The 22,498-nt window shown below is 67.6% G+C and carries 20 protein-coding genes; 16 read left to right on the forward strand and 4 right to left on the reverse strand.

The window, feature by feature from the left end; all coding sequences use genetic code 11:
* Positions 1–4: 4 nt before the first annotated feature.
* The gene (locus tag ASE28_RS09845) at positions 5–961 is read left to right on the forward strand and encodes a PhoH family protein (protein ID WP_057266435.1); all 957 of its coding nucleotides are present in this window, start codon (positions 5–7) and stop codon (positions 959–961) included.
* A gap of 31 nt (positions 962–992) precedes the next feature.
* Complete coding sequence (gene ybeY / locus ASE28_RS09850; protein ID WP_057199952.1) at positions 993–1,490, forward strand: rRNA maturation RNase YbeY; 498 nt, start codon at positions 993–995, stop codon at positions 1,488–1,490.
* On the opposite strand, the gene ASE28_RS09855 is transcribed toward ybeY, so the two are convergent.
* Positions 1,487–2,083 carry a histidine phosphatase family protein gene (locus tag ASE28_RS09855; protein WP_057199951.1) on the reverse strand — a complete coding sequence of 199 codons (597 nt, stop codon included), beginning with the start codon at positions 2,081–2,083 and terminating at the stop codon, positions 1,487–1,489. The genes ybeY and ASE28_RS09855 overlap by 4 nt on opposite strands.
* A 211-nt stretch (positions 2,084–2,294) precedes the next feature.
* Between ASE28_RS09855 and ASE28_RS09860 the strand changes: the two genes are divergently transcribed.
* From ASE28_RS09860 to ASE28_RS09885, 6 genes are all read left to right on the forward strand, one after another.
* Positions 2,295–4,847: a hypothetical protein gene (locus ASE28_RS09860; protein WP_057266436.1), complete on the forward strand. Its 2,553-nt coding sequence runs from the start codon at positions 2,295–2,297 to the stop codon at positions 4,845–4,847.
* 78 nt (positions 4,848–4,925) lie between these two features.
* Positions 4,926–5,801: an AEC family transporter gene (locus ASE28_RS09865; RefSeq protein WP_057266437.1), complete on the forward strand. Its 876-nt coding sequence runs from the start codon at positions 4,926–4,928 to the stop codon at positions 5,799–5,801.
* A 150-nt stretch (positions 5,802–5,951) separates the two neighbouring features.
* Positions 5,952–8,321: an ATP-binding protein gene (locus ASE28_RS09870; protein ID WP_057266438.1), complete on the forward strand. Its 2,370-nt coding sequence runs from the start codon at positions 5,952–5,954 to the stop codon at positions 8,319–8,321.
* A complete protein-coding gene (locus ASE28_RS09875) occupies positions 8,318–9,043 on the forward strand; it encodes a methyl-accepting chemotaxis protein (protein ID WP_057266439.1) in 726 nt (241 codons plus the stop codon). Before ASE28_RS09870 ends, ASE28_RS09875 begins: the two co-directional genes overlap by 4 nt.
* Before the next feature lie 10 nt (positions 9,044–9,053).
* Positions 9,054–9,608 (forward strand): hypothetical protein, encoded by a 555-nt coding sequence (locus tag ASE28_RS09880; RefSeq protein WP_057266440.1) that lies wholly within the window; start codon positions 9,054–9,056, stop codon positions 9,606–9,608.
* A 22-nt stretch (positions 9,609–9,630) separates the two neighbouring features.
* Entirely contained in the window at positions 9,631–9,999 is a 369-nt protein-coding gene (locus ASE28_RS09885; protein WP_057266441.1) for a response regulator, read from the forward strand.
* A 9-nt stretch (positions 10,000–10,008) separates the two neighbouring features.
* Here ASE28_RS09885 and dtd read toward each other — a convergent pair whose 3' ends face one another.
* A complete protein-coding gene (gene dtd, locus ASE28_RS09890; RefSeq protein WP_057266442.1) occupies positions 10,009–10,467 on the reverse strand; it encodes a D-aminoacyl-tRNA deacylase in 459 nt (152 codons plus the stop codon).
* Positions 10,464–11,399, reverse strand: a complete 936-nt coding sequence (locus ASE28_RS09895; protein WP_057266443.1) for a cation diffusion facilitator family transporter — start codon at positions 11,397–11,399, stop codon at positions 10,464–10,466. Before ASE28_RS09895 ends, dtd begins: the two co-directional genes overlap by 4 nt.
* A gap of 60 nt (positions 11,400–11,459) precedes the next feature.
* On the opposite strand from ASE28_RS09895, the gene ASE28_RS09900 reads away from it, so the two are divergent.
* The 4 genes from ASE28_RS09900 (at position 11,460) to ASE28_RS09915 (ending at position 14,993) form a co-directional block, all read left to right on the forward strand.
* The gene (locus ASE28_RS09900; protein ID WP_057266444.1) at positions 11,460–13,004 is read left to right on the forward strand and encodes a sensor histidine kinase; all 1,545 of its coding nucleotides are present in this window, start codon (positions 11,460–11,462) and stop codon (positions 13,002–13,004) included.
* Positions 13,001–13,633 carry a response regulator transcription factor gene (locus tag ASE28_RS09905; protein ID WP_057266445.1) on the forward strand — a complete coding sequence of 211 codons (633 nt, stop codon included), beginning with the start codon at positions 13,001–13,003 and terminating at the stop codon, positions 13,631–13,633. Before ASE28_RS09900 ends, ASE28_RS09905 begins: the two co-directional genes overlap by 4 nt.
* A 117-nt stretch (positions 13,634–13,750) precedes the next feature.
* A complete protein-coding gene (locus ASE28_RS09910; protein ID WP_057266446.1) occupies positions 13,751–14,242 on the forward strand; it encodes a heme-binding protein in 492 nt (163 codons plus the stop codon).
* Positions 14,243–14,270: 28 nt separating this feature from the next.
* The gene (locus tag ASE28_RS09915; RefSeq protein WP_157421925.1) at positions 14,271–14,993 is read left to right on the forward strand and encodes an ankyrin repeat domain-containing protein; all 723 of its coding nucleotides are present in this window, start codon (positions 14,271–14,273) and stop codon (positions 14,991–14,993) included.
* Here ASE28_RS09915 and dbpA read toward each other — a convergent pair.
* Positions 14,983–16,386 carry an ATP-dependent RNA helicase DbpA gene (dbpA, locus tag ASE28_RS09920; RefSeq protein ID WP_057266447.1) on the reverse strand — a complete coding sequence of 468 codons (1,404 nt, stop codon included), beginning with the start codon at positions 16,384–16,386 and terminating at the stop codon, positions 14,983–14,985. The genes ASE28_RS09915 and dbpA overlap by 11 nt on opposite strands.
* Positions 16,387–16,513: 127 nt before the next feature.
* On the opposite strand from dbpA, the gene ASE28_RS09925 reads away from it, so the two are divergent.
* From ASE28_RS09925 to ASE28_RS09940, 4 genes are all read left to right on the forward strand, one after another.
* Positions 16,514–18,595: a bifunctional diguanylate cyclase/phosphodiesterase gene (locus ASE28_RS09925; protein ID WP_057266448.1), complete on the forward strand. Its 2,082-nt coding sequence runs from the start codon at positions 16,514–16,516 to the stop codon at positions 18,593–18,595.
* Positions 18,596–18,706: 111 nt separating this feature from the next.
* Entirely contained in the window at positions 18,707–20,188 is a 1,482-nt protein-coding gene (locus ASE28_RS09930) for an AMP nucleosidase (RefSeq protein WP_057266449.1), read from the forward strand.
* Between the two features lie 33 nt (positions 20,189–20,221).
* Positions 20,222–21,355, forward strand: coding sequence for a GGDEF domain-containing protein (locus ASE28_RS09935; protein WP_057266450.1), 1,134 nt, complete (start codon positions 20,222–20,224; stop codon positions 21,353–21,355).
* A gap of 200 nt (positions 21,356–21,555) precedes the next feature.
* Complete coding sequence (locus ASE28_RS09940) at positions 21,556–22,497, forward strand: ATP-binding cassette domain-containing protein (RefSeq protein ID WP_057266451.1); 942 nt, start codon at positions 21,556–21,558, stop codon at positions 22,495–22,497.
* Position 22,498 lies beyond the last annotated feature (1 nt).

Raw genomic sequence — 22,498 nt, forward strand, 5'->3', positions numbered from 1 at the left:
CAGCGTGATCCTGCGCCACACCTTCACTCCCCACAACAACACCCGGCTCACGCATCTGTGCGGCCCGGCCGATGCGCACCTGCGCACCATCGAGGTGGCGCTGCAGGTGAGCATCGCGCACCGGCACGAACAGTTCAAGGTGGACGGCCCCAAGGCCAAGGCCACCCAGGCCATGGAGCTGCTGCAGGCCCTGTACGAGATGGCCGAGCGCCCGATCCCCGAGGACCACATCCAGCTCATGCTGGCGGGCGACAGCGAGCTGCTGGAGGCACCCGACGACGCCATCGTGCTCAGCACGCGCCGCCCGGACCTGCGTGGGCGCACGCCCACGCAGAACCTGTACCTGCAGAACATCGCCACGCACGACATCACCTTCGGCATCGGCCCGGCCGGCACCGGCAAGACCTACCTGGCCGTTGCCTGTGCGGTGGATGCCCTGGAGCGCAGCAACGTGCAGCGCATCGTGCTGACGCGCCCGGCGGTGGAGGCCGGCGAGCGCCTGGGCTTCCTCCCCGGCGACCTGGCGCAGAAGGTCGACCCCTACCTGCGCCCTCTGTACGACGCGCTGTACGAACTGATGGGCAACGACAAGGTGCAGAAGGCCTTCGAGCGCAACGCCATCGAGATCGCGCCGCTGGCCTTCATGCGCGGGCGCACGCTGAACAATGCCTTCGTAATCCTCGATGAAGCGCAGAACACCACGCCCGAGCAGATGAAGATGTTCCTCACCCGCATCGGCTTCGGCGCTCGCGCCGTGGTCACGGGTGACGTGAGCCAGGTCGACCTGCCCAAGGGTGCCATGAGCGGCCTGGTCGATGCCGAGCGCGTTCTCAAGCGCGTCAAGGGCATCGCCGTCACCCACTTCACCAGCGCCGACGTGGTGCGCCACCCGTTGGTGGCGCGCATCGTGGACGCCTACGACGCACCCCGCCGTGCGGTAGCCACGCGCACCCGCGCGTGAGCGGACAGTCCTCTGACAAGACACCCCACCCATGCCCTTGAACCAACTTTCCCTGTCGCTGCAGTTCGGCCGTTTCGACGGCGCTGCTGCGCACCGCGCCGTGCTGCAGCGCCACAAGGTCACGCGCTGGATACGCCACGCCCTGGCCACCGACGCCGAGATAACCGTGCGCATCGTGGACGCCGAGGAAGGCCGGCAGCTCAACAACGACTACCGCCGCAAGGACTATGCGACCAACGTGCTGACCTTCGACTACACGCAGGAACCCCTGGTCACGGCCGACCTGGTGCTGTGCGCCCCAGTGATCGAGCGCGAAGCGAAGGAGCAGAACAAGAGCCTGGAGGAACACTACGCCCACATGCTGGTGCACGGTGCCCTGCATGCCCAGGGCTGGGACCACGAGACCAGCGCGGCCGATGCCGACGAGATGGAGGCCTACGAGACCGCCATCCTGCAGGAGCTGGGCTTTGCCGATCCGTACGACGCCAAGCCGGTGGCACCGAAGCCCGCCAGGGCACGCAAACGTTAGGGAGAGGGCCCGACTCCATCGACCGGCAGCCACCACGACAACGCGCGGGGCTCTGGCCCCCACTGGATGCTGAAGTAGTTGCCACCGCCATTGGCGGGCTGGTCCCATTGCCGCGAGATGGGTTGCCCGGTGAGGTGGCAGTACAGCAGCGTACCCACCGCCCCATGCGACACGATGGCCAGTGCCCCGGCAGAGGTATCGGCTGCGGCGATGGATGCCACGGCCTCCACGATGCGCGCCTGGGCGTGCGCGGCCGTCTCCCACCCGCGCACGGACTGCTCCGGTTTCGCAAAGAAGGCGTCGGCCACGGTCTCGAACTCCGCCAGTGGCAGGTAGCCGGTGGCCGAGCGGTCGTTCTCGCCGAGCGCTGCCACCTGCGTAGGCGCCAATCCCCGGCGCTCCGCCAGTATCTGCGCACCATCGATGGCCTTTTGCTCGGTGCTGCAGTAGACAGCCGTGATCTCTGGCACCCAGGGCTGCGACAGGGCCGCCGCCATGCGCACACGCCCCCGCTCGGACAAGGGCCAGCGCGTGATCGGGACAAGGGGGCTGATCACCACGTCGGGGTGGCTGATGAAGTAGGTGGTGCGCATGGGCTCCGTGCGGGTGTGGACAGGGCAGCGCGGGCAGGGGCCTCGCTGTCGCTGTTTTAACGCAAAACGCCTTTGATCCGGCGCGAAGGCTGACGCATCCTCTTACAACATCGCGCCACACGACACACGCCGGGGTGATCCGCGTCACGCTGTCCGGCACGTGCGTTCCCCACAATGGAACGCATAAATGCACAGAGAGGAGAAACCAGACATGACGCGCCCCATATTCCAACGATTCACCGCCAGCGCACTGCTGCTGGCCCTGGTCTGCGCCAGCAGCGCACAGGCCCAATCCATCAGCAGCGGCAACCGCCACGTGCTGGCCTTGACAAAGGATGGCAGCGTGCTGGCCTGGGGTGACAACCGGGATGGGCAGTTGGGACTGGGGCCCATTCGGTCCGGTGCTACCGCCATCACCATCCCGCTGCCCGCACGCATCGTGAGCGTTCGCGCTTCTGCCAGAGACGTATTTGCACTGGACACCTACGGCAATCTGTGGAGCTGGGGCCGCAATACCTATGGCCAGCTCGGCGATGGGACGCGAACGGATCGCAGCGAACCACGCATCGTGCTGCGCAATGTCGTCCACTTCCCCGATGCCGACCAAAGCGAGCCCCTGGCGGTGGATTCCCAAGGAAAGGTGTGGTCATGGGGACTGATGTTCAGCTCTGACGCACCCAAGGTAATCGTGGAATACCCGGTGCGCATCGTCAAGGCATTTCGACAGGGATACAACGTCATCGCCATCGATGAAGGCGGCGGTGTTTGGGGTCAAGGCCAGGGCGGCCCTTGTGTATTTTCAGAGGTAGCGCGTCCCAACAGCACAAGCCTTCCCGTCAAGATCCAGGGACTGCCACCCATTCGCGATCTGCAACTGGGCCGGCCTTACGTGGTATTTCCCATGTTCAATGGTATCGGCACGGTGACAGCAGTTGACACCACAGGCGTTTCCTGGACCTGGGGATCGCTCAACAACACCTTACCCATCTGCCAGCCGCGCAAGGGGCTGGCGATCAAGCCGTTTGCCCCCGGTTATGCACTCACGCAAGCCGGTGGCGTGGTCAACCAATATGACATCAACAGCGATGCACCAGCCCCCCTGCAGCCTCGTCTGCTGGCCAGTCTTCCGCCAGCGCGGGATTTGTCCATCGGGGAGATCTATGGCTATGCTTTGACGGCAGGTGGCGATCTCTGGCAATGGCAAAGAGCGTCAGAATCCCAGGCCGACGATGGCTCCGGCAGCTTGCTCCGGAAGGTCGCATCGGGCGTGGCCAGCATGTCGACCTATAGCAGCACCGGCGGACAAAGCGTGCTGTATTCCACCACGGATGGGCAACTCCTTGCGCTGGGAAGCGACTTCGATCTGCAGTTGGGTCTGGCCACAGACTCTTCTGCGCGCTCCAGCCCGGCGAGAGTGGTTGGCCTGTCCTCGATCACCAGCATCCAGGCGACGGGCGACACCGCCCTGGCCCTCACGCAGGATGGCAAGGTCTACGCCTGGGGCTGGGCGCCTATCTGGAATCCCGGTATCTACACACTCGAGGCCACCCGGCAGCCCAAGCCTCTTCCCATCCCACTGCCCGTACGCTCGATCGGGATGCACGGCTTCACCATGCTGGTCATCGGCAGCGACGGCACCACCTGGCATTGGGGCACCCCAGTAGGTGTCAACACACTATCGGACGCTGATTTCCGCCCGGCTACCAAGATTGCGCTCGGTAACGCCGAGGCCAAGACTTCGTCCATCTCGAAAGACAACGCACTCATCCTGGACGCCGACGGCAACATCTGGGGCCTGGGCACGTTCAGTACATCCAGCGGACTGGTCAAGTACACCCAGCCCTTCCAGCAGCCCAGCCTGCCCCCCGCCCAGCAGGTCGTCGCGCTCGGCACAGCCTCGCTGGCGCTGGACAACTCAGGCACCGTATGGGCCTGGGGAACCGATCCCGCAGGCTCGCTGTGGGACAACACGTCCACCGGTCAATACACTGCGCCCAAGCGCATCTTGGTGGGACAGACTGCAACCTCCATCCATGGCGGTGATGGGCATTTCTGTGCCGTACTGGCCGACGGCTCTGCGCAGTGCCATGGCAGCAAGCTGGGAGGCTCTGCGGGCAAAATCTTCCGCCTGCATGCTGCGATCAAGGAAGCCGCGCTGAGCAAGGGCAGTCCGTCGCAGCAACCCGGCAACGTGCACTTCAGGCTGGCAGACGGCACTGTGTGGGCCTACGGTGAAGGCCACAAGGGCCAGCTTGGCGTGGGAACCTACGGCAGCGTGCTGGAACCGACACCCGTCAACGCTCCTGCCGGCACGGCGGACCTCGACCTGGACCCTGACACCCCTACGGCCGTTGCCCCAGCCATGCGGCCACCCTTCCGGGTGCAGGCCACTTACTCAGGCGGCCTGGGCCAGTTGACGCTGTCTGGCGCGGTGTTCGGCAGCCCGACCAGCGCCAGCGCGCCGGACGGCAAGTACAACGTCTATGTGGTGGCCATCGCCAGCGACGGCCCCGACGGCCCCCCCACCACCTGGTTCCAGCGCGACGACAAGGGCCAATGGAGCCCCGTGCAGTGGCCCATGCCCGCCTACGCCATCAAGGCCGACCTGGGCAGCGCCAACCTGTCCGTGCCGCTCGACATCTTCCGCAACTTCCCGGCGCAGGGCCTGCAGAACTCGCGCGTGTACGTGGGCTATGGCATCGACGCCTACGAGATGCTCGGCGCAGGCCGCTTGCGCGAAGTGCTGGTGATGGCCGACGACTGAGGCCACGGCGGCCGGCCCCCGCCAGGGTCGACGCCGGCAGTGCCTTAAGCTCGGCGGGGTCGTCCTTCACGCCCCACCATGCTGCTGCGCATCCTCTCCATCCTGTTTCCCCTTTTTGCCATTGCAGCCCTGGGCTATGCCGTCGGGCGGCGCATGAAGCCCGATCTATCGACCGCGAACCAGCTCAACCTGGCAGTGTTCGTGCCCGCGCTGGTGTTCGGTGCCATGGCGGGCAAGGATTTCCGCGTGCAGGACCACCTGCCGCTGCTGCTGGCCACGTTGCTGCTGATCGCCGGCACAGGCGTGGTGGGCTGGCTCGTGGCGCGCGCGCTGGGCATGCAGCCCAAGACGCTGGTGCCGCCGATGATGTTCAACAACTGCGGCAACCTGGGCCTGCCGCTGGCGGTGCTCGCCTTTGGCCAGGAGGCACTGGCACCGGCCATCGCCATGTTCGTGGTGTCCAACGCGCTGCAGTTCTCGTTCGGCATCTGGCTGCTGGACCACCAGGCCCGGCTGCGCACGGTGTGGACCTCGCCTTCCATCCTGGCAGCCATCGCGGGGCTGGTGGTGGGCATGGCGGACCTGGCGCTGTGGCCGCCGCTGCTCACCGCCATCCGCATGGTGGGCGATGTGTCCATTCCGCTGATGCTGTTCGCTCTGGGCGCACGCCTGGCGGATTCGCGCATCCAGTCCATCGGCTTTGGCCTCTTCGGCGCCGTGCTGCGCCCCGTGGCGGGCATGGCCATTGCCTGGGCCGTGGCCTGGGGCGTGGGCCTGGCACCGCGCGAGCAGGGCCTGCTGCTGGTGTTCGGCGCCCTGCCCCCGGCGGTGATCAACTTCATCTTTGCCGAGCGCTACCGGCAGGAACCCGAGAAGGTGGCCTCGATGGTGCTGATCGGCAACCTGGCAGCCCTGGTGTTCCTGCCCATCGCACTGGCGCTGACGCTGCAATAGCCGCAGCCGACCGCGCCACGAAAAGCGCAGACCGCGCAGGCCTGCGCCGCCTTGCCCCTCGAAGGCCCGGGGGAAATGTCATGAAGGCGCCACGGACGTCGCCGACAGTTGAATCAAATTGTTACATTGGTTCAGCAGCCAGTCCCTCCCATGACCGTTCGCCTGCGCATCATCCTGCTCATCACCCTCACCTTCCTGGCGCTGTGCGCCATCGGTGGCTTCGCGCTCTACCAGTCGTCCCGCGGTGCGCAGCAAGTCAAGGCCGTGACCGAGGGGGTGGTGCCCAGCACCATCCAGTCGGTGGAAATGATGGGGCAGCTCAAGGACGTGCACATAGCCACCATGGCCATGGTGTCGGCACCCGACGGGGAGAGCGCCAAGACCACCTACGAGGCGCTGAGCTCGCGCAAAAGCGAACTCAAGGCAGCCCTGGCTTCGCAGATGCGCCAGGCCGACAGCGATGCGCAGCGCGGCCTGATCAAGGAGGCAGAGATGAGCTTGGAGAACTACTTCCAGGCCATCGACGACACGGCCCAATTCAAGCTCGCCGGCCAGCAGGAGGCCGCGGAGGCCACCATGGCCGCCACCGTGGACCAGTACCTGCGCGAGCAGGGCCAGATGATCGAGGCCGTGCAGGTCGAGAAGCGCCGCGGCAAGGACCAGGCCATCGCCTCGCTGAACGCCAACCTGACCCAGACCACGACGACGCTCACCACGATCACGGTCATCGCCGTGCTGGGCATGGCGGGCATCGGCTTCATGCTGTACCGCCAGATCGTGCGCCCCATCGGCGAGATGGAGCACAAGATGACCGAGATCGCCACCAGCCAGGACTTCTCGCACCGAGTGCCGGTCACCCGAATGGACGAGATCGGGCGCTCGCTCACGGCCTTCAACCTGATGGTGGAGAAGATCCAGGAAAGCACGGAACTCGTGCGCCAGAAGACGGCCGACATCCAGGTCATGCTGCACACCATCCCGCAGGGCATCATGACCCTGCAGGCCGGCGGCGTGATCCACCCCGAATACTCGGACCACCTGGCCAGCATCGTGGAAACCAGCGATCTCGCGGGGCGCAGTGTGACCGATGTGCTGCTGGCCCATACCGACCTGGGCGCGGATGCACTGTCGCAAGCGACGACGGCCATCGATGCCTGCATCGGCGAAGACGCCATGAACTTCGATTTCAATGCCCACCTGCTGCCGGGCGAGGTGAGCGTGCGCTTCGCGGATGGCAAGACCAAGGTGCTGGACCTCACCTGGTCGCCCATCGCCTCGGGCGACGGCAGCACCGAGCGCCTGATGCTGTGCGTGCGCGACGTGACCGAACTGCGCGAGCTGGCACGCTCCGCGCAGGCGCAAAAGCAGGAGCTGGCAATGATCGGCGAGGTGCTCGCCGTGCAACAGGAAAAGTTCCACGACTTCGTGGACAGCTCGGCCTCCTTCGTGCTGCACAACCAGCGCCTGCTGGATGGCTCGGCCACCGATGCGGCAGCCCGCGCGGCCGCCGTGGCAGAGCTGTTTCGCAACATGCACACCATCAAGGGCAATGCCCGCACCTACGGCCTGCTGCAGCTGGCCGACTTGGCGCACGCGGCCGAGCAGCGCTACGACGCGCTGCGCCAGGACCTCTCTGGCTGGGACAGCGCGGCACTGGATGCCGAGCTGCAGGCGGTGCGCGCATCGCTGGACAGCTACGCGCACATCAACGATACCAAGCTGGGCCGCAAGGGCCCCGGGCGCCGCGGCAGCGTGGAGAAGTACCTGATGGTGCCGCGCGAACGCATCGACGAACTGCTGCACGCGGCGGGCAGTGCCCTGCACGGCAGCAAGGACCTGCATGCCACGCGTGCCATGCTGGAACAGGTACAGCACGCCTTGCAGCTGCTGGGCACCCACACGCTGCACGACGTGCTGGAGACGGTGGTGGACTCGCTGCCCGACCTGGCGCTGGAACTGGGCAAGCAGGTGCCCAGGGTCGTCATCGCCGATGGCGGCATCGTGCTGCGCACCCAGGTGACCGACGTGCTGCGCAACGCCTTCATGCACCTGCTGCGCAACGCGCTCGACCACGGGATCGAAGCCCCGCCGGGCCGGGCCGCGCAAGGCAAGGCGCCACAGGGCCGGATCGAGATCGCCATGGGCCAGGCGGATGGCCAGATCACGCTGCGGCTTTCCGATGACGGCCGGGGCCTGGACCTGGACCGCATCCGCGCAAAAGCCATTGCATCGGGCCTCGTGCAGGAAGACAGCGCTTTGGCTCCGGCAGAGACCGCGCAGTTGATCTTTGCACCCGGTTTTTCCACGGCCAGCGAAGTGACCGCCATCTCGGGACGCGGGGTGGGCATGGACGCGGTGAAGGCCTTCATCGAATCCGTGGGCGGCAGCATCGCGCTGGAACTCCAGCCGGCCGATGGGCAAGCAGGCCAAGCACCGTTCCACACCGTGATCCACCTGCCCGCCCAGTACGGCGTGGCACGCCGCGCCCCGGCGGAACATGCCGAGAAGGAAGCGCAATGATGGAAGTGCTGATTCTGCTGTGCGGCTGCGCGCTGGGCGCCGTGGTCGGCTGGTGGCTGTGCGGCCGCACGCTGCGCAACGCAGCCTTGCAGACCGAGGACGTCGGCAAGGATGCGCAATGGGAAGTGGAGAACGAGAATGCCCGGCTCCAATCCCAGGTCGATCACTTGCACAGCTCGCTGCAGCAGGCACAGGCCAGCATGCAGAACGCCATTGGGCAGTGGGAGCAGGAACAGCGCCAGATCGAGCACAGTGCCGGCCAGCAGACGCAAGCCGTGGTGCGGGCCGTGGTGCAGGGTGCCATGGGCCACAGCCAGACGCTGGCCAAGGCACTGGCCGATCTGCAGGGCATCAGCAAGACCTTCGAGCGCTGGCATGCCGACATGAGCAAGCTCGTGACCCACAACAAGGACATGCACGAGAAGAACGACGAGTTCGCACGCATCGTGCGCCAAATGGTGATCGTGGCGCTCAACGCATCGATCGAGGCAGCCCGCGCGGGCGGCGCGGGCCGCGGCTTCGCCGTGGTGGCCAACGAGATGCGCACACTGTCGGTGAATGCCGAGGCCCTGTCCAAGCACTACCGGGACAACCTCTACAAGAACGACCTGATCGCCACCACCACCTTCCAGGACATGCAGGCCGGCGGCAAGATGATCATCAATGCGTCCATGGGGCTCGCGCTGACCAATCGCAAGATCCAGGCCGCCCTGTCTGCCTGAGCCAGCCGCCATGACGTTGAGCCAACGCGCCAGGGACAGCCTGGACAGCATGATGATCGCAGGCCTGCGCCAGGGCATGGGGCCGCAGCATTCGAAGATGCAGATCCGCACCGTGCCTGCGGTGGAGCAGGACTCGCTCACCCACATGGCGGTGCTGTCGATCGCCTCCTATTCGTTTCGCGTCATCGCGGCACTGCACTTTGCGCACGATGCGCGCACGCGTGCATGGATTGCGGGCGTGGTCGGGCAGGACGAGCGCGAGATGGGCCCGCAGCCATTCATCGACGCCATCTGCGAGATCGGCAACATGTGTTGCGGCGCGATGAACCGCGAGTTGGGCGCCTTCTACGACTGCCTAGGGCTGTCGACCCCGCAGATCCTGGATATCCGCAGCCTGCCGCACATGGCGCAGATCGGCACCGACCATCTTCAGCATTTCCGCATTGACCTGCCCGGCGCCCTGCCGCTGCATGCCACCCTGTGCGCCCGTGCCTACACCCCCATGGACTTCCACTGGAAGCCGCCCGAGGTAGAACAGGTCGCGGGCGAACTGGAATTTTTCTGACCACTTTTGAAGGACTCGCACCATGGCCAACATCCTCGTCGTCGACGACTCCAGCACCGTGCGCAACGAAGTCGGCGGCTTCCTGGGCAAGAACGGTTTCGACGTCGCTTTCGCAGTGGACGGCCGCGACGGCCTGACCCAGCTGCAGCAGGACCCGCGCATCAAGCTCGTGGTCTGCGACGTGAACATGCCCCACATGGACGGCCTGACCATGGCCGAAAAAGTGCGCAGCGAACTCAGGAACACCGGGGTCAACATCGTGATGCTGACCACCGAGAACTCGCCCGCGATGAAGGAGCGCGGCAAGGCCGCCGGCATCCGCGGCTGGATCGTCAAGCCGTTCAACGGCCCGGCCGTGCTTGGCTCGTTCCAGAAACTGGTCGGTGCCTGAACGCCTGCGCTATGGCGTCGGTGCGGCCGGCGCAATGCGCAGCGGTATGGTGATCGGCCCATCGTTGACCAGGTGCACCTGCATCTCGGTGGCGAAGCGGCCGGTGGCCACCACCGGGTGCAGCGCACGCGCCTGCTGCACCACGTAGTCGAACAGGCGCCGCCCATCGTCGGGTGCTGCCGCCTGGGTAAAGCTCGGGCGGTTGCCGCCCGTCGTGTCGGCGGCCAGCGTGAACTGGCTCACCAGCAGCAGCCCGCCGGCCACGTCCTGCAGGCTGCGGTTCATCTTGCCGGCGTCGTCGGCAAAGATGCGCAGCTTGAGCAGCTTGGCCAGCAGTTTGTCGGCCTCGGCCTCGGTATCGCCGCGCTCGGCGCACACCAGCACCAGCAGGCCGGCGCCGATAGCGCCCACGGTGGTTCCATCCACATCCACGCGGGCTTCGCGCACGCGTTGCAAGACACTGATCACGTCACGTCCTTGGGGTCGTCAAAATGGGCTTCCACATCGGTGGGCAGCAGTTCGATGGTCGCACGCAGGCCAGGCACGGCGGCCATCAGCGCCCGCTCCACCTGGCCACGCAACTCGGCGGCCTGGCCCAGGGTCCAAATGGCTGGCACATGCAGATGCAGATCGACGAATTGGCGCTGGCCGGCCCGGCGTGTGGACACATGGTCAAAGCGCAGCCCCCCCGGTGCCTGCCCTTGCACGAACTGCTGCAGGGTGGCTTCAATGCGGGCCTGCACCGCGGGCGGGGCGGCCTCGTCCATCAACCCCTGGGATGAGCGCCAGACCAGCGACACGCCTTCCTTGAGGATGTTGATCGCCACGGCGATGGCGGCCACGGCATCGAGCCAGAGCCAGCCAGTGAGCGCGGCACCGGCAATGCCGACCAGCACCCCGGCCGAAGTCCACACGTCGGTGACAAGGTGGCGGGCATCGGCTTCCAGCGCAACCGAGCGGTACGCACGGGCGGACCGGAACATGAACCAGGCCAGCAGGCCGTTGAGGCCGGAACTCACCGCCGAGAGCACCAGGCCCCAACCCACCTGCTCCAGGGGTTGCGGGTCGAACAGCCGATGCCCGGCCGCCCAGAAGATGCCCAACGACACGCCAACGATCAGGATGCCTTCGAAGCCGGATGAAAAATACTCGGCCTTGTGGTGGCCGTACGGGTGGTTGTCGTCCGCCGGGCGTTGCGCCACGGTGACCATGGCCAGGGCAAAAATGGCGCTGGCCAGGTTGACGAAGGACTCCAGGGCGTCCGACAGCAGCCCCACCGAGCCGGTCACGTACCAGGCCAGCGTCTTGAGAACGATGGTGACCAGCGCCACGGCCACGGACGCCCACAGCAGGTTGCGCGGCGTGAACCAGGGGTGCAGGGTGGAGGCAGTGGGGGGCATGGGCGGGTGGAGGCGTTCGGACAGGATTACAACAGACCCGGCCGTGCCAGAATCCGCCCCATGACCAAGGCATGGCGCCATCGCCTCGCAGGATTGCTGTTGTGGGCCCTCGTGGCGGCTGCCGGTGCCGGCTGGCTGGCGCACGCGCGCGTGGAACAGCTGCGCGCGGCCTTCGATACGGATGCGCGCATCGTGCACCGGCTGCTGAGCCAGCGCGTGGTGCAGCACGATGCGGTGATGGCCACGCTGGCGCTGCTGCAGCCCCCGGTGCCGGGCGCTGTGGCCGACACGGCGGCGGCGTCGACCCTGCCACGCCTGCCGTCCGTCTACCCCCAGATCCTGGCCGTGCTGCAGCGCCCGGCTGCGGGTGCCTGGCCCGCTGCGCAGAAGGCCGCGCTGGATGCAGCCGAGGCGGCCTCGCGCCGCTCCAGCCGCGCCGAGATGGCCCTGGCAGACCTGGCCGCCGGCCGCTACCACCTGGTGCTGGCCGGCACACCGGCCAGCTATGCGCTGCAGATCGACCTGGCGGCCACCGTGCCGCTGGACGAATGGCCCATGAACCCGGTGACCAGCCCGGTGCGCGTGGCGCTGGAGCGGGCCGGCCAGTCCTTCGTCGTGCAGCCAGGGCGCCGGCTGGACCGCATGGGCTGGCACTTCAGCGTGCGCAAGCTGCTGGCATCGCCGAGCCAGCCCCTGGACGTAGTGGCCGAGCGCACCGTGACCCCGGCCGAACTGCCCTGGTGGGCCATGCTGGGCTGGTGCGTGCTCACGGCAGCGCTCTGGGCCGGCGCGCTGGCCTGGTGGCGCCAGCGCGTGGCACGCCAGCGGGCCGAAGAGCTGCTGCGCCTGGGCCAGGTGGCCCGGCTCAATACCCTGGGCGAGCTGGCAGCCGGCATGGCGCACGAGCTCAACCAACCCCTCACGGCCTTGCTGGCCAGCACCCAGGCCGCCAAGCGCCTGCTGGGCGAATCGCCACCCGACCTGGACACCGCCTTCGACGCCATGGGCCGCGCCGTGGAGCAGGCGCGTCGCGCATCGGCCGTGGTGGGCCGGCTGCGCCGCCTGGTCGAGCGCCCCGACCTGGCCGGGCAGGCCCATCCGCTGGCCCTGCCCGCCGCCGTGCAGGACGTACTGCACCTGGTGGAGCCCGAACTGCAGCAGCGCGGCGTGGCACTGGTCCTGGAGGCGGAACCCGACCTGCCTGCGGTGCTGGCCGAACCCGTGGCCCTGCAGCAGATCGTGCACAACCTGGTGATGAATGCCCTGCAGGCCATGGAGCAGGTGCCGGCCGCCGAGCGCCGGCTGGAGCTGCACCTGGCCCGGCAGGACACGGGCCAGGTGGCACTGACGGTGCGCGACCATGGCCCGGGCATACCGGCCGAGGCGCGCGAGCGCCTGTTCGAGCCCTTCTACACCACGCGCGAAGGCGGCCTGGGCCTGGGGCTCACGCTGTGCGAAAGCCTGGCCCAGGCCATGGGTGCGCAGCTGTGGCTGGCACCCGCTGCAGGCCGGGGCGCGGCCTTCGTGCTGGTGCTGCCGGTCACGGCGCAGGCCCCCGCTGCAGCCCACCCGACAGCCCCCCTCCACACCCCGGTGCTTCCATGACCGACCACGCCACGCCCCTGTCCCCGCTGATCCACCTGGTGGACGACGATGCCGCCGTGCGTGAGGGCCTCTCCCTGCTGATCGGCACCGTGGGCCTGCGCGTGCAGGCCTGGGCCGACCCGCTGGCCTTTGCCGCAGGCTTTGACCGCGCCAGCATCGGTGCCATCGTGCTCGACATGCGCATGCCGGGAACCAGCGGCCTGGCCCTGCTGGAGCAACTGCTCAAGCAGGGCGTGGACCAGCCGGTGATCATGCTCACCGGCCATGGCACGGTGGACATGTGCCGCCGCGCCTTCAAGGCCGGGGCCGCCGAGTTCCTCGAAAAACCGGTGGACGACGAGGTGCTGCTCGAAGCGCTGCAGAACGCGGTGCGCCAGCACGTGCGCTCGCGCGAGCGCCACCAGGCCGACCAGCAGGCACGCGAGCGCCATGCCCAGCTCTCGGCGCGCGAGCGCGAGGTGCTGGGCCTGATCGTCGAAGGCCTGACCAACAAGGAGATCGGCCGTGCGCTGGAGCTCTCGCCGCGCACCGTGGAAACCCACCGCGCCAACCTGTTCGCCAAGCTCGGGGCCGAGTCGCTGGCCCAGTTGATAAGGCGCTACGCCGCGCTGGTGGACGGCGCTCCGTAGTTCTACGGAGGCCCGCGCGTAGCCGCACGAATGGCGCCGGCGGCCTGCATTTTTTACAGTTCTCCCACGGCCTGACGACCTGCCAGGCCGGCCTTCCAAACCACCGGAGAACACACCATGCAACGCCACTTCAAGACCGCCGCCATCGCCCTCGCTTTCGTCGCCACCGCTGCCAGCGCCGAAGGCGTGCGCACCGAAAAGAACATCTCGCTGGACCTGGCCACACAGATCGCCGCCCAGACCGTGGCCACCTGCACCGCCAACGGCTATGCCGTGACCGCCACCGTGGTGGACCGCGCCGGCACCGTGCGCGCCGTGCACCGCGCCGACAACGCCGGCCCGCACACACTGGAAGCCAGCCGCCTGAAGGCCTACACCTCGGCATCGGCCAAGAACACCACGCTGGCCATGATGGAAGGCGCCCAGAAGAACCCCGCTGCCGCCAATCTGGTCAACATCCCCGGCTACCTGCTGCTGGGCGGCGGCGTGCCCGTGAAGGTGGGCAACGAAGTGATCGGCGCCGTGGGCGTGGGCGGTGCGCCCGGCGGCCACCTGGACGAGCAGTGCGCTGTGGCCGGCATCGCCAAGGTGCAGGACCTGCTCAAGTAAGCCACACCTGACCGACCAGGAAAGAGCCATGGCCCACCGCACCGCCCCTTCTTTTTCGAGCACGGCGCGTGCGCTGTGCGCCATTGCCGCCACCCTGGCCTTCGCTGCCCTGCAGCCGGCCCAGGCCCAGGTTCCGCCCAACCCGGCGGAACTGGCGGCCTACCAGGGCGTGCATGCCGCTGCGGCACAGGGCGACACTGCCGCCCTGCAGCGCCTGCTCGCAGGCCCGAGTGCCGCAGCACAGCTCAATGCCCGCGACGCCCACGGCCGCACGCCCCTGCACGTGGCCGCCTTCGCGCGCCAGCGCGAGGCCATCCGCTTGCTGGCCAGGGCCGGTGCTGGGCTGGATCTGCTGGAAAACGACCGCTACGACGCGGTGACGATTGCCGCCGTGGCCGACGACGAGGACACCCTGGCCCTGCTGCTCTCGCTGGGTGCCAGCGCGAAGCAGGTGACCAGCCGCTACGACGGCACGGCCCTGATCGCCGCCGCCCACCTGGGGCATGACGGCGTAGTGCGCCAGCTGATCGCGGCCGGCGCACCGCTGGACCATGTGAACAACCTGCACTGGACAGCGCTGATCGAGTCCATCGTGCTGGGCAACGGCGGGCCACGCCACCAGGCCACGCTCAAGGCCCTCGTCAAGGCGGGGGCCAGCCAGGCACTGACCGACCGGCTGGGCAACACGCCGCTGCAACTGGCAAAGCAGCGGGGCTACGATGCCATGGTGCAGATGCTGGTCAGTCGGTGACCAGGCGGGCCTTCACGGACTTGCCTTTGACCTTGCCGCTGTTGAGGCGGTCGGCCACCTGGCGGCCCACGGTGCGGTCCACCGCCACGTAGGTGGAGAACTCGTTGACGTTGATCTTGCCGATCTGCTCGCGCGTGAAGCCCATCTCGCCGGTGAGCGCACCCAGCACGTCGCCGGCGCGGATCTTCTCTTTGCGGCCCCCGATGATCTGGATGGTGGCCATGGGCGGCACCAGCGGCCCGTCGCCGGTGGGCGTGAGTTCGGCCAATGGGTAAAAACGCGATTCGCGGCCCTGCAGCTGCTCGATCTTGCCCACGCTGCCCATCTCGTCCATGCTGGACAGGTTGAGCGCCAGGCCCTCGGCGTCGCCCCGGCCGGTGCGGCCGATGCGGTGGATGTGCACCTCGGCGTCGGGCGTCACGTCCACGTTGACCACCGCTGCCAGGTTGGCGATATCGAGACCGCGCGCGGCCACGTCGGTGGCCACCAGCACCGAGCAGCTGCGGTTGGCGAACTGCACCAGCACCTGGTCGCGCTCGCGCTGCTCCAGCTCACCATACAGCGCCAGGGCGCTGAAGCCCTGGGCCTGCAGCACGGCCACCAGGTCGCGGCACTGCTGCTTGGTGTTGCAAAAGGCCAGCGAGGACTCGGGCCGGAAGTGGTCCAGGATCTGCGACACGGCGTGCAGGCGCTCGGAATTCTTCACCTCGTACCAGCGCTGCTCGATCTTGCCCTCGGCATGCTGGGCCTGCACCGTGATCTGCTCGGGCGCCTTCATGAACTGCTGGCTCAGCTTGGCGATGCCCTCGGGGTAGGTGGCCGAGAACAGCAGGGTCTGTCGTTCCTTGGGGCACTGGCGCGCCACGGTGGCGATGTCGTCGAAGAAACCCATGTCCAGCATGCGGTCGGCCTCGTCGAGCACCAGGGTGTTGAGCGCTTCCAGCGACAGGTGCTGGCGCTCCAGGTGGTCCATCACGCGGCCGGGCGTGCCGACCACGATGTGGGCGCCGTGCTCCAGGCTCACCGTCTGGCCGCGCAGCGGCACGCCGCCGCACAGGGTGACGACCTTGATGTTCTCCTCGGCCCGCGCCAGGCGGCGGATCTCGGTGGTCACCTGGTCGGCCAGCTCGCGCGTGGGGCACAGCACCAGCGCCTGCACGGCAAAGCGGCGCGGGTTGAGGTTGGCCAGCAGGGCCAGGGCGAAGGCCGCCGTCTTGCCGCTACCGGTGCTGGCCTGGGCGATCAGGTCCTTGCCCAGCAGGGCGGGCGGCAGGCTGGCGGCCTGGATAGGGGTCATCTGCGTGTAGCCCAGCTGCTGCAGATTGGCCAGCGTGGCGGGGCTCAGGGCCAGCGTGCTGAAGTCAGTGCCGGCTTGGTTTTCTTTGGAGGTCATGGCCCCGATTATCCGGGGCGCGCCGGAAAAGACCTATTTGCCCTGCCACGTGCATAGGGAGAACTACCTTACGCCGGCGTCAGGTGAATCGGCTATAACGGAATACAGCGCAGGAACCGGGTGGTACATGCCAGAAACGATCAACGCAGCCAGCACCGCCGAGCAGGGCCGCTCCAGCGACCTGCTGCTGCGCCTGATCGCGGACTCCGTGCCCGCGCTGATGGCCTATTTCGACCTGCCCGGCCTGCACTGCCTGTTCGCCAACCAGGGCTATGCGGCCTACAACGGCCATTCCACCGAATCCATCCTCGGCCTCACGGTGCAGCAGGCCATCGGCGACAAGGCCTGGCAGGCCATACAGCCCCATGTGGAGCGCTCCACCCGGGGCGAGCACGTCAAGTACGCGCGCGAGCAGACCCTGCCCAATGGCGAAGTGCGCATGATCGAAGTGAATCTCATCCCGCACTTCGAAGGCGCGCAGAAGGACCGGCAACTGGGCTCCTTCGTGCTGATCACCGACATCACCGAGCGCTGGCGTGCCGAGCGCTCCGTGCGCGAGAGCGAAGAGCGCATGCGCAAGTTCACCGAAGCCACGGACGAGGCCATCGTGTTCCACCGCGACGGCCTGATCTCCGACGGCAACGAGGCACTCTACCGGCTCACAGGCTATGCGCTGCACGAAGTGGTGGGCCTGTCCATCTTCAACTTCATCAGCCCCGAATGGCGCGCCGTGGCGCTCGACTACACGCGCAGCGGCCGCGAAGACCCCTACGAGGTCACCATACGCCACAAGGATGGCCATGCCATCCCGGTGGAGGTGGTGGGCAAGACCATGCCGTTCCACCATGCGGACTACCGCATCGTGGTGGTGCGCGACATCACGGCGCGCAAGCAGGCGCAGGAGCGCGAAGCCTTCAACGCCCTGCACGACTCGCTCACACAGTTGCCCAACCGCCGCCACCTGATGGACCAGTTGGCCAAGGCGCTGGCCCGCCGCCAGGGCCAGATGGCGGTGCTGTTCGTGAACCTGGACCATTTCAAGACCGTGAACGATTCGCTCGGCCACCACGCCGGCGACCAGTTGCTGCGCGAAGTGGCCGACCGGCTGCGCCACGCTGTGGGCGAAGCCGACGTGGTGGCCCGCCTGGGCAGCGACGAGTTCGTGCTGGTGCTCACCAGCATCCACGCGCCCGAGGATGCGGCCCGGGTGGCCGACGCCGTGCTGCAGGCCATGCGCACTGTCTTCACGGTAGGCCACCTGCCGCTGACCATGTCGCCGTCCATCGGCATCAGCCTGTTCCCGGACGATGGAGCCACCGGCGACGCGCTGCTGCGCTGCGCCGACGCGGCCATGCAGCAGGCCAAGGACAGCGGCCGCGGCAACCGCCAGTTCTACCAGCCCGGCATGGACCTGCGCGCCATGGAGGTGCTGCAGCAGGAGCGCCTGCTGCGCGAGGCCATCGCGGACAGTGCCTTCGTGCTGCACTACCAGCCGCAGATCTGCCTGAAGGACGGCACGCTCCGGGGCTTCGAGGCCCTGGTGCGCTGGCGCCACCCGGTGCGCGGCCTGGTGGGCCCCATCGATTTCATCGCCTTCGCCGAGTCGCGCGGGCTCATCACGCCGATTGGCCGCTGGGTGCTGCACGAGGCCTGCCGCCAGCTCAAGGCCTGGCAGGACGAGGGGCTGGCCCTGGTGCCGGTGGCCGTGAATTTGTCGGCCCTGGAGTTTCGCCAGCGCGATGTAGCCGGCGAGATTGCCGCGGCCCTCACGGCCACGGGCCTGGCACCGCAGTACCTGGAAATCGAGCTGACCGAATCGGTGCTGATGCACCAGACCGGCCAGGTGCTCGGTACGCTGCAAGCGCTCAAGGACCTGGGCGTGGGCATCTCCATCGATGATTTCGGCACCGGCTACTCATCGCTGGCCTACCTCAAGCGCTACCCCATCGACAAGCTCAAGATCGACCGCTCCTTCGTGATGGACACCCCGGGCAGCGCCGACGACGTGGCCATCGTCACCGCCATCGTGCAGATGGGACGCAGCCTGCAGCTCAAGACCGTGGCCGAGGGGGTAGAGACGGCCGAGCAGATGGCCCTGCTGCGCAGCCTGGGCTGCGACCTGATCCAGGGACACCTGATCTCCGTGCCCCTGGACGCCCCTGCCATCCGCCAGTGGCTGCTGGGCCAGGGCGCGCAAACTGCGGCCTGAACGCCACACCGGCCCCGGGAGAGGGTCCGACAGGGCGGTTTCCCGCGAATTTCTGGTGCAGGGCAGGTGGCTGTCACCCCCACCACCCCGCCGCATGTGGACAATAGGGCCATGCCCCTGATTCCCGACTTCATCGCCCCCACCCGCCACACCGACCCGGCCGAGGCCCTGGCCCAGGTGCAGCGCATCTACCAGCAGCAGATAGGCCACCTGCGCGAGGCCATGCACCAGTTCGTGTCCGGCGATACGCCGGCGGGGCATGTACGCGCCTTCTACCCCTTCGTGCGCATCCACACCACCACGGTGGCACGGGCGGACACCAAGCTGGCCTATGGCTTCGTGGAAGGCCCCGGCCGCTACGAGACCACGCTGACCCGCCCGGACCTGTTTGCACGGTACTATGCCGAGCAGTTCCGCCTGCTGCGAAAGAGCCACAACGTGGAACTGGAAGTGGGCACCAGCGCACAACCCATTCCGATCCACTTCTCGTTCGCCGAGCACGACCACATTGAAGGCACACTGACGCAGGAGCGCCGCATGCTGATGCGCGACGTGTTCGACCTGCCCGATCTGGCCGCCATGGACGATGGCATCGCCAACGGCACCTGGGCGCCGCGCCAGGGCGAGGCACAGCCGCTGTCGCTGTTCACCGCGCCACGTGTGGACTACTCGCTGCACCGCCTGCGCCACTACACGGGCACGGCACCCGAGTGGTTCCAGAACTTCGTGCTGTTCACCAACTACCAGTTCTACATCGACGAGTTCGTGCGCCTGGGCCATGCCGAGATGGCCAAACCCGACAGCGAGTACGTGGCCTTCATCGAGCCGGGCAACGTGATCACGCGCCGCGTCGGCCTGCCGGCGGCGGAGGCCGACGCCCTGGGCGTGGCCCCGCCGCGCCTGCCGCAGATGCCCGCCTACCACCTGGTGCGCCAGGACCGCAGCGGCATCACCATGGTCAACATCGGCGTGGGCCCGGCCAATGCCAAGACCATCACCGACCACATCGCCGTGCTGCGCCCGCATGCCTGGATGATGCTGGGCCACTGCGCTGGCCTGCGCAACAGCCAGCAACTGGGCGACTATGTGCTGGCGCATGCCTACGTGCGCGAAGACCACGTGCTCGACGAGGAGTTGCCGCTGTGGGTGCCGATCCCGGCGCTGGCCGAGATCCAGGTGGCGCTGGAGCAGGCCGTGGCCGACGTGACCCAGATCGCCGAAGCCGACCTCAAGCGCATCATGCGCACCGGCACCGTGGCCAGCACCGACAACCGCAACTGGGAGCTCTTGCCCGACAACATGCCCCAGCGCCGCTTCAGCCAGAGCCGCGCCGTGGCGCTGGACATGGAAAGCGCCACCATCGCGGCCAACGGTTTCCGCTTTCGCGTGCCCTACGGCACCCTGCTGTGCGTGAGCGACAAGCCGCTGCACGGCGAGATCAAGCTGCCCGGCATGGCCAACCACTTCTACCGCGAGCGGGTGGACCAGCACCTGCGCATCGGCATGCGCGCCATCGAGATCCTGCGCGAGGGCGGCATTCACCGCCTGCACAGCCGCAAGCTGCGCAGCTTTGCCGAGGTGGCATTCCAGTAATACCATCCCCGCCACACGGCGGCGCACCCATCCATGCCACTGGACTTTCTGACACTGATGGCGGTGATGGCCGCCAACCTGTTCATGATCTCGGCCGCCCTGCCGCTGATCATGGGCCCCGGGGTGAGCCCGGCGGCCCGCTGCGTGCAGGCCAGCATGCTGCTGCAGGCCACGGCCTGGGCCGCCATCATCGCGGCTGGCTACTGGTGGGACCAGGCCCTGTCCACCCTGTCGGTGGCCTGCAACGCGCTGGCGCAGTGGATGCTGTACCGCGCCCTGGGCGAATGGCTGGGCGAGCGGCCCTTGAAGTCCCTGCTGCGGGTGCTGGTGGTGATCACCCCGCTGGGCTACACGCTCGCCTTTGACGACTATGCCTGGCGCGTGGGCTGGGCCAACCTGCTGATGGCCGCCATCCTGCTCATCGTGGCACGCGCCACGCTCTACCCTGCACGCTATGCCGACCCGCGCTGGCGGCGCCTGCTGATGGCCTGCCTGGTCACCTCGGCGGCGTTCACCCTGGCGCGCGGCATGCTGGGCGCCTTCACCGACCAGTACCCGAGCTTTCGCACCCCCCACCCCGTGAACCTGGCGGCGGCCGTGGCCACCAATGTCTGCCTGGTGCTGGGCACCGTGGCCCTGCTGGTGGCCTGGCGTGCCGAGGCCGAGCAGAAGCTGCGCGCGCTGGCCATGACCGATGGGCTCACCGGCGTGCTCAACCGGCGCGGCTTCACCAAGCAGGCCGAGAACATGCTCTCGCACGCCTGGCGCCACCACCTGCCGCTCACAGCACTGGTGCTGGACCTGGACTATTTCAAGCAGATCAACGACACCCACGGCCATGAGAGGGGCGACCGGGCGCTGAAGCTGTTTGCCCGCCTGCTCGAGGAAACCTGCCGCACCGGCGACCTGGTCGGGCGGCTCGGCGGCGAGGAATTCGGTGTGCTGCTGCTGCACAACAGCGCGCCTGCGGGACTTGCCTTCGACCGCCGCCTGCGCACGCGCCTGCACGACGCCAGCGCCGCCGAACTGGGTTTCACGCTTGACTACAGCGCCGGCATGGCCGTGCTGCTGCCTGCGGAAACGCGCCTGCCCGACCTGATGGCCCGGGCCGATGCCGCGCTCTACCTGGCCAAGGCCCAAGGCCGCGGCCGCATGGTCGAAGCCTGAGAGGCTGAGAGTCTTTCGTCCATGCCCGCCTTGCACGCCAAAACACCCCGGCTCGTCGAAAGCAAATGCTCGCCATAGCACGAGCTATGGCTGTGCTTTGCGCCTAGATCCAGGGCGTTCTGGCGCGCCCCTCGGACACGGCCAAAAAACTCCCAGCCTATGAGCGCACCCCGGATTCCGGTATCGCACACAATCGGTGCATGAAGGATCTATTCGAAGTGCGCGATCTGCGCAAAAGCTATGGCGAGACCACGGTGGTCAACGATGTCTCGTTTGCCATTGCCCCCGGCGAATGCCTGGGTGTGATCGGCCCCAACGGCGCGGGCAAGACCACTACCATCCGCATGTGTCTGGGCCTGGCCAACCCCGACAGCGGCAGCGTGCGCTTTTACCCCAGCGCTGGCGCTGCGCCCCTGCACATGCCGCACGACGCCCTGACCATCAAGGCGCAGATCGGGGTGGTGACGCAGTTCGACACGCTGGACCCGGACTTCACCTGCTACGAAAATCTGCGCGTGTTCGGCCGCTACTTCGGCATCAAGGGCCCGGCCATGGACGAGCGCGTGCCCAAACTGCTCGAATTCGCGGCCCTCACGCACAAGGCGAACGCCAAACCCGGTGAATTGTCGGGCGGCATGAAGCGGCGGCTGAGCCTGGCGCGCGCCCTGGTCAATGACCCGCGCCTGCTGCTGCTGGACGAACCCACCACGGGCCTCGACCCCCAGGCCCGCCACCTGATGTGGGAGCGGCTGCAACTGCTGCTCCAGCAGGGCAAGTCCATCCTGCTCACCACCCACTTCATGGACGAGGCCGAGCGCCTGTGCTCGCGCCTGCTGGTGCTCGACCATGGCAAGAAGATCGCCGAAGGCCGCCCGCGCGAACTCATCGCCCAGCACCTGGAGCCAGACGTGGTGGAAGTCTTCGGCGTGGGCGCCGTGGCCCTGGCCGAAGATGCCGCGCTGCGCCCCCTGGCGGCGCGCGTGGAGGTCAGCGGCGAAACGGTGTTCTTCTACACCCAGAACGCCCAGCCCCTGCTGCACGCGCTGGGCGCACACCCACACCTGCGCACACTGCACCGGCCTGCCAATCTGGAGGACCTGTTCCTCAAGCTCACAGGGCGCCAGATCCGCGAGGACGGTTGAA

This window comes from Acidovorax sp. Root219 (genome assembly GCF_001428665.1).
In the GTDB taxonomy this organism is placed as follows: Bacteria; Pseudomonadota; Gammaproteobacteria; order Burkholderiales; family Burkholderiaceae_C; genus Acidovorax.